Origin of the sequence: Acidovorax sp. LjRoot118, assembly GCF_964253575.1 — a bacterium.
In the GTDB taxonomy this organism is placed as follows: Bacteria; Pseudomonadota; Gammaproteobacteria; order Burkholderiales; family Burkholderiaceae_C; genus Acidovorax.
Window position 1 is genome coordinate 845,361 of record NZ_CAXURB020000001.1, and the last position, 13,453, is coordinate 858,813.

15 protein-coding genes and 1 tRNA gene are annotated in these 13,453 nt (G+C 62.8%); 12 read left to right on the forward strand and 4 right to left on the reverse strand.

The window, feature by feature from the left end:
- Window positions 1-45: 45 nt before the first annotated feature.
- The 4 genes from ACSQ9E_RS04020 to ACSQ9E_RS04035 all read right to left on the reverse strand — a co-directional run bounded on the left by ACSQ9E_RS04020 (window position 46) and on the right by ACSQ9E_RS04035 (window position 3,120).
- Window positions 46-843 carry a pilus assembly PilX family protein gene (locus ACSQ9E_RS04020; RefSeq protein ID WP_436216965.1) on the reverse strand — a complete coding sequence of 266 codons (798 nt, stop codon included), beginning with the start codon at window positions 841-843 and terminating at the stop codon, window positions 46-48.
- Between the two features lie 21 nt (window positions 844-864).
- Window positions 865-1,674, reverse strand: a complete 810-nt coding sequence (locus ACSQ9E_RS04025; RefSeq protein WP_436220181.1) for a PilW family protein — start codon at window positions 1,672-1,674, stop codon at window positions 865-867.
- Between the two features lie 118 nt (window positions 1,675-1,792).
- A complete protein-coding gene (gene pilV / locus ACSQ9E_RS04030) occupies window positions 1,793-2,461 on the reverse strand; it encodes a type IV pilus modification protein PilV (RefSeq protein ID WP_436216966.1) in 669 nt (222 codons plus the stop codon).
- Window positions 2,462-2,511: 50 nt separating this feature from the next.
- Window positions 2,512-3,120: a GspH/FimT family pseudopilin gene (locus ACSQ9E_RS04035; RefSeq protein ID WP_436216967.1), complete on the reverse strand. Its 609-nt coding sequence runs from the start codon at window positions 3,118-3,120 to the stop codon at window positions 2,512-2,514.
- A 413-nt stretch (window positions 3,121-3,533) separates the two neighbouring features.
- Between ACSQ9E_RS04035 and rpsO the strand changes: the two genes are divergently transcribed.
- The 12 genes from rpsO to nuoF all read left to right on the forward strand — a co-directional run bounded on the left by rpsO (window position 3,534) and on the right by nuoF (window position 13,445).
- Window positions 3,534-3,800 (forward strand): 30S ribosomal protein S15, encoded by a 267-nt coding sequence (rpsO, locus tag ACSQ9E_RS04040; protein WP_005793232.1) that lies wholly within the window; start codon window positions 3,534-3,536, stop codon window positions 3,798-3,800.
- A 208-nt stretch (window positions 3,801-4,008) separates the two neighbouring features.
- Window positions 4,009-6,258: a polyribonucleotide nucleotidyltransferase gene (pnp, locus tag ACSQ9E_RS04045; RefSeq protein WP_436216968.1), complete on the forward strand. Its 2,250-nt coding sequence runs from the start codon at window positions 4,009-4,011 to the stop codon at window positions 6,256-6,258.
- A 103-nt stretch (window positions 6,259-6,361) separates the two neighbouring features.
- A complete protein-coding gene (locus ACSQ9E_RS04050; protein ID WP_436220182.1) occupies window positions 6,362-7,348 on the forward strand; it encodes an NAD(P)H-quinone oxidoreductase in 987 nt (328 codons plus the stop codon).
- Window positions 7,349-7,350: 2 nt separating this feature from the next.
- On the forward strand, window positions 7,351-8,112 hold the full coding sequence (gene tpiA, locus ACSQ9E_RS04055) for a triose-phosphate isomerase (protein WP_436216969.1): 762 nt from the start codon (window positions 7,351-7,353) through the stop codon (window positions 8,110-8,112).
- Window positions 8,113-8,140: 28 nt separating this feature from the next.
- Complete coding sequence (gene secG / locus ACSQ9E_RS04060; RefSeq protein ID WP_057202176.1) at window positions 8,141-8,521, forward strand: preprotein translocase subunit SecG; 381 nt, start codon at window positions 8,141-8,143, stop codon at window positions 8,519-8,521.
- Window positions 8,522-8,636: 115 nt separating this feature from the next.
- Window positions 8,637-8,721 (forward strand) — tRNA-Leu (locus tag ACSQ9E_RS04065).
- 74 nt (window positions 8,722-8,795) lie between these two features.
- The gene (locus ACSQ9E_RS04070) at window positions 8,796-9,155 is read left to right on the forward strand and encodes an NADH-quinone oxidoreductase subunit A (RefSeq protein ID WP_179681534.1); all 360 of its coding nucleotides are present in this window, start codon (window positions 8,796-8,798) and stop codon (window positions 9,153-9,155) included.
- A 27-nt stretch (window positions 9,156-9,182) separates the two neighbouring features.
- Window positions 9,183-9,662 (forward strand): NuoB/complex I 20 kDa subunit family protein, encoded by a 480-nt coding sequence (locus tag ACSQ9E_RS04075; RefSeq protein ID WP_007849129.1) that lies wholly within the window; start codon window positions 9,183-9,185, stop codon window positions 9,660-9,662.
- A 9-nt stretch (window positions 9,663-9,671) separates the two neighbouring features.
- A complete protein-coding gene (locus ACSQ9E_RS04080) occupies window positions 9,672-10,280 on the forward strand; it encodes an NADH-quinone oxidoreductase subunit C (RefSeq protein WP_057202178.1) in 609 nt (202 codons plus the stop codon).
- Window positions 10,281-10,306: 26 nt separating this feature from the next.
- Window positions 10,307-11,560, forward strand: coding sequence for an NADH-quinone oxidoreductase subunit D (locus ACSQ9E_RS04085; protein ID WP_057202179.1), 1,254 nt, complete (start codon window positions 10,307-10,309; stop codon window positions 11,558-11,560).
- The gene (gene nuoE / locus ACSQ9E_RS04090) at window positions 11,557-12,090 is read left to right on the forward strand and encodes an NADH-quinone oxidoreductase subunit NuoE (RefSeq protein WP_057202180.1); all 534 of its coding nucleotides are present in this window, start codon (window positions 11,557-11,559) and stop codon (window positions 12,088-12,090) included. Before ACSQ9E_RS04085 ends, nuoE begins: the two co-directional genes overlap by 4 nt.
- A complete protein-coding gene (gene nuoF, locus ACSQ9E_RS04095) occupies window positions 12,087-13,445 on the forward strand; it encodes an NADH-quinone oxidoreductase subunit NuoF (RefSeq protein WP_427999722.1) in 1,359 nt (452 codons plus the stop codon). Before nuoE ends, nuoF begins: the two co-directional genes overlap by 4 nt.
- Window positions 13,446-13,453: the final 8 nt, after the last annotated feature.

Sequence of the window (13,453 nt, forward strand, 5' to 3'; positions counted from 1 at the left end):
CTTGTCTATGAAGCGTTTCAGCCGATGGGGTTTGTAGGGGCTGCGTCAATCCTTGCGGATTTGTCGTACATAGGTCTGTTGCAGCACTGCCATCGTGTTGGGTTTCAGGCCATAGGCAACCGCCGTAATGCGGTAAGCAATATTGGGTTTCAAATTAAGGCGCAGCAGGTTGTTGCTTCCGCCCACAATCAAGCCGGAGTTTTTGCTGCTTTCGTCGTAGGGCAGTAATTCAATCCAATACCATCCACCTTGGTTATTGGGTGTGGCGGCAGTCCATTGAAGTAGGGGGTTTGCGCGTTTCGCTGCAGTTTCATCGCCTTTGGTCGCGGCGGTGTACTCGCCATAGCGCACACCGACATCGGTCTTCGTCATGTCCTCGAGCTTCACTTCACCGGGCTTCAAATCGGTGGGTGCGGGGTCGGTAGCACTCGTGTAGTTCCAGAAATCCTGCCTCCCAGTGCGTTTGGTGCACAGGCCTTTGGAGCATTTCGTGGTCTTCTGGTCGAGGTAGGCCAAAAGTGGGGTGACTTCCTGGGTGTCGAGAGGTATTTTCTCGGGGACAGTTATTGGGAGCTGATTGCGGCAGTTGGCAACGCACGGAGTGCCATCTGCGTACTCGCCGCGGATGTCGAGCTCGGCATCCTGCAGCAAAGCCTGGGCAGCTTCAAAGGCACGCTGGTAATCAGCATCATTGCCCACCACCATTTCGTTGAACAGTGAGGTGCGTGATGCCCACAGTGCCAGCAGCATGGACAGCATGACGAACACGATGACGACAAACAACGCCACGCCTCGCTGCTGTGGGCGCAGTGGCGGATGGTTGGGGAGGGGGGACCTTGGCATGGTGACTGTTCTCGTCAGGGGTTACATCATGGAGGCGGTCAGCCCCTGGCTGCGCATCTGGAACACGTTGCGAAACACAGAGTGCATACGGCGCGCGCGCGCCCCGGTCAGGGTGCTCATGTCCACAACGGTGCCGCTGCAATCGGTGTAGTTGCTGCCGGTGGGCAGGTCGATGGCCTCAACGCCATAAAGCACCATGCAAACCTCCACCGCCTGCACCCGGCCCCAGTTGGTGCCCACTCCGGTTGCGTCGACCGTTGTCATGGTGGGACTGCCTGGCGTGCTCATGGTGTCCTGCAGCTGGTAGCGCACCTGGAAGCTGGCCACGTTTTGCACAATGGACTGCGCTGTTGCGCTGTTGCCAACGCACTGCAAGTCGCTGCCATTGAGCTGAAAAACGCTTTCCAGGCGCTGGTCTATATTGGCGCCATCAGGGCCTCCCACGCAATTGCGAGCCAAGGTCTGCTCGGCCGCGTTGGTAAACACGGGCTCTGTGTAGCGTCGGTAGCCCAGTGTGAGGGTGGCAGGGGTGTTGGTGCCGCTGATGGTATCGGTGGTTGGGTCGAAGCCCTTGCCGCTGCCCGAGGCTGGGGCGGTGGCCTCAAACCCTACGGGTGCAATGTAGAGATCCTGTGCGACGACTGAGCCGGGGTTCAGATTCAAGCGCAGGGAACCTGCTTGGCGCAACTGCAGACCAATGACACGCATGGCGTAGGCCGCCTGCTGCTGGATGCCGCTGGTGTCGCTCACGGTGCCCGACACGCTGCGCGAAACCATCAGCGCCCCCATGGCCACCGCAATGGTAAGCAAGCCGATGGTGATGCCGACCATCAACTCGATCAGCGTGAATCCCTTTTGGTTTTGCCAGGGCGTGGGTAGAAATTTTTGGTGCTTAGAGCGTGGGCGCTTGGTCTGGCCGGCAGCGGTCAATGTATTGGTTGTAAACATGTCACGCCCCTGGGCAGTAGTATTGAGCCACGGCGCCACCGGGGGCATAAGGTGCGCAACGGGCGGCGACGGGAAGGTATTGCAGGTGGCAGGTGAAGTTGGCAGGGCAAGCTGCTGCTGCCCCTGCCCCTGCTTCAAAAGTGCCGTCGGCAAGCTTCAACTGGCTGGCATCAATGTTTTCCTTGTACTTCTTCTTGTCAGTGGCGTCGGCTATCTCGCGTTCGTTCTCGCGCCAGGCGATCATCACGCCCAGCTGTCGTCTCTGTCCTGCCGCGACTCCACTTTCCGCCGGCGGTACAAAGATGCTGGCCTGGCCTAGGGGGAGATTGTCCCGCACCGCCTTTTTCCAGACTGCCAAGTCATAGGTTGCCAATTGCGCACCGGTGCAGCCGGTGGCGCAACTGCCGACGGTGGGGGCTGCCGCAAATGTTGTTGCATACGCACCCATGTTTGCGAAGGCATTCGGGTTGATCTTCATGCGCTCGCCCAGGTCTTCTATCAGGCGGATGGCCTGCGCCCTGCGCAGCGTGGTGGAGGTGTCGGTGAGGGTGCGCATCTGTATGCCCACGATTCCGAGAATTCCCAAAGACATGACGACAATGGCGACCAGTGACTCGATCAGGCTGATACCGCGCTGGGAATCGCTGCGTTGGACGGTTGCAGAGCGCATGGGAAATCCTTTGTGACCGGGGCTTGTGGACTCACGACGGGGGTAAATTTTCAGCATGTTTCGGAGCCTTTCTTGCGCACGATACGGCCTCCCATGCCTGCGCACACGCGGGTTGCGCTGCTATCGGTCATGTCTTTGCCTGCAGGCATGAATTCGAAAAACATATTAGTTGGTGCGGTAGATGCGCCGCCTGTGTGCGAGGCCATCCCCCAGCGATCAATCGTTATCGCGCCGGTGGTCGTGCCCGCCAGACCGATGCTCACTTTGGTGGGCGCTGGCACGCGCTGCAGATCACATTCGTTCGGAGTCTTGGCGGCGTCGCAGATCTGGGATCCATTGCCATTTACGTCAAAGAAGACATGCCAGCCTGTCCCCCAATCCAGACCGACATTCGGTTTGATGATGACCTGCCCTCCCCGTTTGATTGCCTCGGAGCGCGCAAAATAAAATGTTGATGTGACGCTCTCGGCTGCGTCGCGTACGCGCCAGCGCTCAATAAGCGGCCTGAAGCTGGGCCCCGCCAGCGCAGTCAAGACGGCCAAGATGGCCACCACCACCATGAGTTCAATGGCTGTGAACCCCGCGCTAATGCGCGCAGCCCCCCGAAGGGCGCGAAGTCCAGGCGAATGGAAGGAGGGCGGTGCTTTCATGATTTTCATATTAGGTGACCGGATGTGACGTGACCATTGCGCACTGACCAGTGGCATGGAAGCCGGGACGAGCGGGCGGAGGCTGTGTCCTGAAAGGCACAGGCGCTGTGTTCGTGATTGTCGATCGGCCCAGCGGCTGCACCTAGTGTTCCCCGCTTTCTGTTGCACTTGCGGGTGTTTTGTCGCTTGCTTTTGTGCGATCCGTGGGGGTGGTATGGGTGGTACTACCTGTGATGGAGTCCATTCTGGATGCACCCATGGGGGTTCGGCAAGCCCAAAAAGACCGATTTGCCGAGGCGCAGGCTATAATCCGAGGGTTTTGCATGGTGCAAGACGCACGCTACCGGCCTTTCCAGCGGGTGGCGCAAGTAAAAACCGGGGTCTTCGGCTGTCTGCCTGGGCCTCAATCCAAGGAAAAAGTAATGATCGCATCCTCCATCAAGGCCGAAGTCGTCAAGGCCAACGCCCGTGCTGCCAACGATACTGGTAGCCCAGAAGTGCAAGTGGCCCTGCTGACGGCCCGCATCAACGAACTGACCCCTCACTTCAAGACGCATGCCAAGGACCACCACGGTCGCCGCGGCCTGCTGCGCATGGTGAGCCGTCGTCGCAAGCTGCTGGACTACCTCAAGGCCAAGGACGCTGACCGCTACACCGCCCTGATCGCCAAGTTGGGTCTGCGCAAGTAATCCCGATTGCATGCCAAAACGCCTGGGTTAGTCCGCTAGCTCAGGCGTTTTTTACTTCGGAGCCGCAAAACAGAGCGAAGCTGTGTCATTCCAACGGGCCTGCCGCCGCCGTGCGCAGGGGCAGGTCCGCTGGAATGGCATCGTGTTCTGAATTGCCCTCCACGCCAGGCTGGCACTGTGCTGCCAGCTACAACAAAAGGAGCTGAACATGAGCATTTTCAACAAAGTCACCAAGACCTTCCAATGGGGTGACAAGACCGTCATCATGGAAACGGGCGAAATCGCCCGCCAGGCCTCCGGCGCCGTGCTGGTGAACATCGACGACACCGTGGTGCTGGCCACCGTGGTGGCCTCCAAGTCGGCCAAGCCCGGCCAGGACTTCTTTCCCCTGACGGTGGACTACATCGAGAAGACCTACGCCGCCGGCAAGATCCCTGGCAGCTTCTTCAAGCGCGAAGCCAAGCCCAGCGAGCACGAAACGCTGACCAGCCGCCTGATCGACCGCCCGATCCGCCCGCTGTTCCCCGAAGGCTTCTTCAACGAAGTGCACGTAGTGATCCACACCGTGTCGCTCAACCCCGAAGTCGACGCCGACATCGCCGCCTTGATCGCCACCAGCGCCGCACTGGCCATCTCCGGCATCCCGTTCACCGGCCCCATCGGCGCCGCGCGCGTGGGCTACATCAATGGCGAATACGTGCTGAACCCCGGCCAGACCGCGCGCAAGGGCTCGCAGATGGACCTCGTGGTCGCCGGCACCGAAGCCGCTGTGCTCATGGTGGAATCCGAAGCCCAGCAACTGTCTGAAGAAATAATGCTCGGCGCCGTGGTGTTCGGCCACCAGCAGGGCAATGTCGCCATCAACGCCATCCATGACCTGGTGCGTGATGCTGGCAAGCCCGCATGGACGTGGCAAGCCCCCGCCAAGGACGAAGCCCTGATCGCCAAGGTCGGTGCCCTGGCCGACGAGAAGCTTGCGGCCGCCTACCAGATCCGCAACAAGCAAAGCCGCACGCAAGCCTGCCGCGAAGCCTACGCTGCCGTGATGGCTGGCCTCAAGGCCGAAGGCGTGGAATTCGACGCCGTCAAGGTCGAAGGCATGCTGTTCGACATCGAAGCGCGCCTGGTGCGCAGCCAGATCCTGGCCGGCGAGCCCCGCATCGACGGCCGCGACACGCGCACCGTGCGCCCCATCGAGATCCGCAACAGCGTGCTGCCCCGTGCTCATGGCTCGGCCCTGTTCACGCGTGGCGAAACCCAGGCGCTGGTCGTGACCACGCTGGGTACCGAGCGCGATGCCCAGCGCATCGACGCCCTGGCTGGCGAGTACGAAGACCGCTTCATGATGCACTACAACATGCCTCCCTTCGCCACCGGCGAAGTGGGCCGCATGGGCTCGACCAAGCGCCGCGAAATTGGCCACGGCCGCCTGGCCAAGCGTGCCCTGATGGCCGTGCTGCCCACCAAGGAAGAATTCCCCTACACCATGCGCGTGGTGTCGGAAATCACCGAATCCAACGGCTCCTCGTCCATGGCTTCGGTCTGCGGCGGCTGCCTGTCGATGATGGACGCCGGCGTGCCCATGAAGGCGCACGTGGCCGGTATCGCCATGGGCCTGATCAAGGACGCCAACCGCTTTGCCGTGCTGACCGACATCCTGGGCGATGAAGATCACCTGGGCGACATGGACTTCAAGGTCGCCGGTACCACCGCCGGCATCACCGCGCTGCAGATGGACATCAAGATCCAGGGCATCACCAAGGAAATCATGCAGGTCGCCCTGGCCCAGGCCAAGGAAGCGCGCATCCACATCCTGGGCAAGATGCAGGAAGCCATGGGCGAAGCCAAGACCGAAGTGTCCAACTTCGCGCCCAAGCTCTACACGATGAAGATCAACCCCGAGAAGATCCGCGACGTGATCGGCAAGGGCGGCTCCGTGATCCGTGCGCTGACCGAAGAGACCGGCTGCCAGATCAACATCGAGGAAGACGGCACCATCACCATCGCCGCCACTGACAACGCCAAGGCCGACGAAGCCAAGCGCCGCATCGAGCAGATCACGGCCGAAGTCGAAATCGGCAAGATCTACGAAGGCCCTGTGACCAAGATCCTGGACTTCGGCGCCCTGATCAACCTGCTGCCCGGCAAGGACGGCCTGCTGCACATCAGCCAGATCGCGCACGAGCGCGTCGAGCGCGTTGGCGACTACCTGACCGAAGGCCAGATCGTCAAGGTCAAGGTCATGGAAACCGACGAAAAGGGCCGCGTCAAGCTGTCCATGAAGGCTTTGGCCGACCGCCCTGCGGGTGGTGGTTTCAGCGATCGCCCAGCTCCCCAGGAGCGTGGCGACCGCGAACCCCGCCGCGACCAGGTCCGTGATCGCCAGCCAGCCGACCAGCAGCAGCAACAACAGCAGTCGCTGCCATCGGATGGCGCTTCCGGCCAGGTGAACGGCTGATCCATCGCCTTGGCTGCCGCCATCGGGTGTGCCGCTTGCAGCGGCCTCCTGCGGGCGGTGGTCGGGACTGGTGATTTCCATGCCTTCAACCTCGGACCTTCCTATGCAAGCGGTGGAGATTTCCTCGTTCGGCGCGCCTGAGGTCTTGCGCCTCGGTGAGCGCCCCGTACCCGTGCCGGGTGCGGGCGAGCTGCTGATCCGCGTGGGTGCCAGCGGCATCAACCGCCCTGATGTGCTGCAGCGCATGGGCCACTACGCGCCCCCGCCTGGCACCTCCGACCTTCCCGGTCTCGAGGTGGCGGGTGTGGTGGAGGCGGGTGACGCCGATGCGCTGGCCCGTTCGGGCCTGGCCATTGGCGACCGTGTCTGCGCGCTCGTGGCCGGTGGTGGCTACGCGCAATGGTGCGTGGCGCCGGCCGAGCAGTGCCTGCCGGTGCCTGCCGGGTTCGGCGATATCGAGGCTGCCTCGCTGCCCGAGACCTTCTTCACGGTGTGGAGCAACGTCTTCGACCGTGGCCGCCTGCAGGCCGGTGAAACCCTGCTGGTGCAGGGCGGTACCAGCGGCATCGGCGTCACCGCCATTCAGTTGGCGCGCGCCTTCGGTGCCACGGTGATCGCCACGGCGGGCAGCGACGACAAGTGCCAGGCCTGCCTGGACCTGGGCGCGCACCATGCCATCAACTACAAGTCGCAGGACTTTGTGGTGGAGGCCAAGCGCATCACCGACGGCAAGGGTGTCGACGTGGTGCTGGACATGGTCGCGGGCAGCTATGTCGCGCGCGAGGTCGAGTGCCTGGCCGAGGATGGCCGCATCGTCATCATCGCCGTGCAGGGCGGGGTCAAGGGCGAGATCAATGCCGGCCTGGTGCTGCGCCGCAGGCTCACCATCACCGGTTCCACCCTCCGCCCGCGCTCGGTGGCCTTCAAGGGCGCCATCGCACGCGCACTGCGCGAGCAGGTGTGGCCCTTGCTGGCCGCCGGTACGGTGCGCCCGGTCATCCATAGCACCTTTGCGGCGGCCGATGCGGCCCAGGCGCATGCCCTGATGGAATCCAACCAGCACATTGGCAAGATTGTTTTGACGTGGTGAACATGAAAAAGAAGCTCATCGCAGGCAACTGGAAGATGAACGGCGGCCTGGCCGCCAACGAAACGCTGCTCAAGGCATTGCGGGATGGCATGGCCTCGGCCGCGCCGCAGTGCGATGTGGCCGTGGCGGTGCCTGCGCCTTACCTGGCCCAGGTGCAGGCTCTGGTCGCTGGCTCGGGTGTGGCCTTGGCGGCGCAGGATGTGTCGGCACACGAACAAGGTGCCTACACGGGTGAAGCGTCGGCCGCCATGCTCAAGGAGTTCGGTGCGCGCTATGTGCTGGTGGGGCATTCGGAGCGCCGCCAGTACCACGGCGAAACCGATGCCGTCGTGGCCATCAAGGCGCAGCGCGCGCTGGCGCTGGGCATCACGCCCATCGTCTGCGTGGGCGAGACCCTGGCAGAGCGCGACGCGGGTGAGACCGAAGCCGTCGTCAAGCGCCAACTGGCTGCGGTGATCCACCTCAATGGCCACTGCATCAGCGAAATCGTGGTGGCGTATGAGCCGGTCTGGGCCATCGGCACGGGCCGCACGGCATCGCCCGAGCAGGCGCAGGCAATGCATGCCGTGCTGCGTGCGCAGTTGGCCCTGGCCAGCGAGCATGCCGACCGCATCCACCTGCTGTATGGCGGCAGCATGAATGCTGCGAATGCGGCCGAACTGCTGGCGCAGCCGGACATCGATGGTGGCCTGGTGGGCGGTGCTTCGCTCAAGGCGGGCGATTTCTTGCAGATCATTGGTGCTGCCCGTCCGGGCCGTGCCTGAAGCTATTCAAATCAGGAGTAAACAGAGAATGAACGTGATCGTGAATGTGGTTCTGGCGGTGCAGATGATCACCGCCCTGGTAATGATCGGGTTGATCCTGATCCAGCACGGCAAGGGTGCCGACATGGGTGCTGCCTTCGGCAGCGGCAGCTCGGGCAGCCTGTTCGGCGCCAGCGGCAGCGCCAACTTCCTGTCGCGCACCACGGCGGTGTTGGCAGCGGTGTTCTTCGCTGCCACGCTGGCTCTGGCATACTTCGGCAACGCGCGGCCCGCCAGCTCCGGCAGCGTGCTCGAAGCGCCTGCAGCAGCCTCTTCGGCGCCAGCCTCGGCTGCGTCGGGTGCCGCTCCTGTGGCGATTCCTGTGCCTGTGGTGCCGGCCTCTGGCGCGGCGCAGATCCCGACTAAATAATCTGCACTAATTTGGGCCCTGAACCGCAGAGCAGGGTTTTTACGGGGTAGAATTCTGGATTGTCTGGAAAGCCAAAACCGCAAGGTTCCTCATGCCATCCAGGCACATACATCCAGCCGTCGTGGTGAAATTGGTAGACACGCTATCTTGAGGGGGTAGTGGCGAAAGCTGTGCGAGTTCGAGTCTCGCCGACGGCACCAAAACAAAGGCCTCCCCGACATGACCCAGCAAGGGCCATGTCGGGCCAGGCTACAGCGGTGAGCACATCCTCAAGATGAACCTCGATCAGTACCTCCCCGTCCTTTTGTTCATCTTGGTCGGCATCGCCGTAGGCGTTGTTCCCCTTGTCATCGGATATGTCCTGGGCCCCAATCGCCCGGACGACGCCAAGAATTCCCCCTACGAGTGTGGCTTTGAAGCCTTCGAGGATGCGCGCATGAAGTTTGACGTGCGCTATTACCTCGTCGCCATTCTCTTCATTCTGTTCGACCTCGAAATCGCGTTCCTCTTCCCGTGGGCGGTCACGCTGCACGAGGTGGGTGCCGCCGGTTTCGTGGCTGTGGTGATTTTCCTGACGATCCTCGTCGTGGGCTTTGTCTACGAGTGGAAAAAAGGCGCCCTCGATTGGGAATGACAGCGGGCTTCAACAAGGACTGATGCAATGATTGAAGGCGTGATGAAGGAAGGCTTCATCACCACGAGCTATGACTCCGTGGTGAATTGGGCCAAAACCGGTTCGCTGTGGCCCATGACCTTTGGTCTGGCCTGCTGCGCGGTTGAAATGATGCACGCAGCGGCTGCCCGCTACGACATCGGCCGCTTCGGTGCCGAAGTGTTCCGTGCCAGTCCCCGCCAGTCCGATCTGATGATCGTGGCCGGCACGCTGTGCAACAAGATGGCGCCTGCCCTGCGCAAGGTGTACGACCAGATGTCGGAGCCCCGCTGGGTGCTGTCGATGGGTTCGTGCGCCAATGGCGGTGGGTACTACCATTACAGCTACTCTGTGGTGCGCGGTTGCGACCGCATCGTGCCCGTGGATGTCTACGTGCCCGGCTGTCCCCCCACGGCCGAGGCGCTGATCTACGGCATCATCCAGCTGCAGCAGAAGATCCGCCGCACCAACACCATTGCGCGCGTCTGAGGGTTGACGATGACATCTGTTGCCATTCGCCCTGAAAAAATCAAGGACACCGTTGCCGCCGTGCTGGGCGACAAGGTCCGCAAGATCCACGTGGCCCTCGGTGAGGTCACCGTCGAAGTCTCCGCCGCCGATTACCTTGCTGCCATGCAGCAGCTGCGCGATGCGCCCGGCTGCCAGTTCGAGCAGCTGATCGACCTGTGCGGCGTCGACTACTCGGCCTACGCCGACGAAGTCAACGAAGGCGCGCGCTACTGCGTGGTGTCGCACCTGCTGTCGGTCAGTCTGAACCAGCGCCTGCGCGTCAAGGTGTTCTGCGCCGACGACGATTTCCCGGTGGTGGCCTCGGTGGCCGACCTGTGGAACTCGGCCAACTGGTACGAGCGCGAAGCGTTCGACCTGTTCGGCATCGTGTTCGACGGCCACAACGACCTGCGCCGCATCCTGACCGACTACGGCTTCATCGGCCACCCCTTCCGCAAGGACTTCCCGCTGTCCGGCCATGTCGAGATGCGCTATGACGCAGAGCAGCGCCGGGTGGTCTACGAGCCCGTGTCGATCGAGCCGCGCGAAATCACGCCGCGCATCATCCGCGAAGACAAGTACGGAGGCCTGCACTAAGGCGCCCGCGCCCCACGTGACCCACCATGGCTGAAATCAAGAACTATTCCCTGAACTTCGGACCGCAGCATCCTGCAGCGCACGGCGTGCTGCGCTTGGTGCTCGAGCTCGACGGCGAAGTCGTCCAGCGCGCCGACCCGCACATCGGCCTCTTGCACCGCGCCACCGAAAAGCTGGCCGAGCACAAGACCTACATCCAGTCGCTGCCCTACATGGACCGCCTGGACTACGTGTCGATGATGTGCAACGAGCACGCCTACTGCCTGGCCATCGAAAAGCTGATGGGCCTGGAAGTGCCCGAGCGCGCCCAGTACATCCGCGTGATGTTCTCCGAAATCACGCGCTTGCTGAACCACCTGATGTGGCTCGGCTCGCACGGCAACGATTGCGGCAGCTCCACCATCCTGATCTACACCTTCCGCGAGCGCGAAGACCTGTTCGACATGTACGAAGCCGTCTCCGGCGCGCGCATGCACGCGGCGTACTTCCGTCCGGGCGGCGTGTACCGCGACCTGCCGGACTCCATGCCGCAGTACAAGGTCAGCAAGATCAAGAACGCCAAGGCCCTGGAGGCCATGAACCAGAACCGCAAGGGTTCGCTGCTCGACTTCATCGACGACTTCACCCAGCGCTTCCCGGGCTGCGTGGACGAGTACGAGACCCTGCTCACCGACAACCGCATCTGGAAGCAGCGCACCGTGGGCATCGGCGTGGTGCCGCCCGAGCGCGCGCTGAACCTGGGCATGACCGGCCCGATGATCCGCGGCTCCGGCATTGCATGGGACCTGCGCAAGACCCAGCCCTACGACGTCTACGACCGCATGGACTTCGACGTGCCCGTGGGCAAGACGGGCGACTGCTATGACCGCTACCTCGTGCGCGTGCACGAAATGCGCGAGTCCAACCGCATCATCAAGCAGTGCGTGGACTGGCTGCGCGCCAACCCCGGCCCGGTCATCACCGACAACCACAAGGTGGCTGCGCCCGACCGCGAATCCATGAAGTCCAACATGGAAGAGCTGATCCACCATTTCAAGTTGTTCACCGAAGGCTTTCACGTGCCCGAAGGCGAAGCCTATGCCGCCGTGGAGCATCCCAAGGGTGAGTTCGGCATCTATCTGGTCAGCGATGGCGCCAACAAGCCCTACCGCCTGAAGATCCGTGCGCCCGGCTTCGCGCACCTGGCCACGCTCGACGAGATGGCCCGCGGCCACATGATCGCCGACGCCGTGGCCATCATCGGCACCATGGATATCGTGTTCGGGGAGATTGACCGATGAGTACGACCGAATCGAAGAACCTGACCGCTGGCACCGCCGCCATCACCGAGGCAACCCTTGCCCGTTTTGCGCGCGAAGTCGCCAAGTACCCGCCCGAGCAGAAGCAGTCTGCCGTGATGGCCTGCCTGGCCATCGTGCAGCAGGAGCAGGGCTGGGTCAGCGTGCAGAGTGAGGCCGTGATCGCCGACTACCTGGGCATGGCCCAGATCGCGGTGCACGAAGTGACCACGTTCTACAACATGTACAACCAGCAGCCGACGGGCAAGTACAAGCTCAACGTCTGCACCAACCTGCCTTGCCAGCTGCGCGACGGCCAGAAGGCGCTGCACCACCTCGAGAAGAAGCTCGGCGTGACCATGGGCGAGACCACGCCGGACGGCCTGTTCACGCTGCAGCAGTGCGAGTGCCTGGGCGCCTGCGCCGATGCGCCCGTGATGCTGGTCAACGACCGCACCATGTGCAGCTTCATGGACAGCGACAAGCTCGACCAGCTGGTCGACGGCCTCAAGGCTGCGGAAGGACAAGCATGACCACCGCCGCACAGATCCTCTCGCAGTTCCAGGCCACGGGCGTGCAGACCTGCTTCCACGACCGCCACATCAACCCACAGATCGTTGCGGGGCTCGACGGCACGAACTGGGGCATCAAGGACTACGAAGCGCGCGGCGGCTACGAAGCGTTGCGCAAGATCCTGGCACAGGGCGAAGGCGCAGGCCTCACCCAGGACCAGGTGATCGCCACCGTCAAGGAATCGGGCCTGCGCGGCCGCGGCGGTGCGGGCTTCCCCACCGGCCTCAAGTGGAGCTTCATGCCCCGCTCGTTCCCCGGCCAGAAGTATCTGGTGTGCAACTCCGACGAAGGCGAGCCAGGCACCTGCAAGGACCGCGACATCCTGCAGTTCAACCCCCACATCGTCATCGAAGGCATGATCATCGCTGCCTACGCGATGGGCATCTCCGTGGGTTACAACTACATCCACGGCGAAATCTTCCAGACCTACGACCGCTTCGAAGAAGCGCTCGAAGAGGCGCGCGCCGCAGGCTACCTGGGCGACAGGATCCTGGGCAGCAATTTCAGCTTCCAGCTGCATGCGGCGCACGGCTTCGGTGCCTACATCTGCGGCGAAGAAACCGCGCTGCTCGAATCGCTCGAAGGCAAGAAGGGCCAGCCGCGCTTCAAGCCGCCGTTTCCTGCCAGCTTCGGCCTGTACGGCAAGCCCACCACCATCAACAACACCGAGACCTTCGCGGCCGTGCCGTGGATCATCCGCAATGGTGGCCAGGCCTACCTTGAGTGCGGCAAGCCCAACAACGGCGGCACCAAGATCTTCTCGGTCTCGGGCGACGTGGAAAAGCCCGGCAACTACGAAGTGCCCATGGGCACGCCGTTCGCCAAGCTGCTCGAACTCGCTGGTGGCGTGCGCAAGGGCCGCCAGCTCAAGGCGGTGATTCCCGGTGGCTCTTCCTCGCCGGTGCTGCCGGCGTCCGTCATCATGGAATGCACGATGGACTACGACTCCATCGCCAAGGCCGGCTCCATGCTGGGTTCGGGCGCCGTCATCGTGATGGACGACTCCCGCAGCATGGTCGAGAGCCTGCTGCGCCTGTCCTATTTCTACTCGCACGAATCCTGTGGCCAGTGCACGCCGTGCCGCGAAGGCACGGGCTGGATGTGGCGCGTGATCGACCGTATCCAGCATGGCCAGGGGCGCGATGGCGACCTGAACCTGCTCAATTCGGTGGCAGACAACATCCAGGGGCGCACCATCTGCGCACTGGGTGACGCAGCGGCCATGCCGGTGCGCGCCATGATCAAGCACTTCCGTCCGGAATTCGAAGCGCTGATCCGCCAAGAGAAGACCCCCCAGGCTTCCGCCTCCGCCTGATCCCGAGA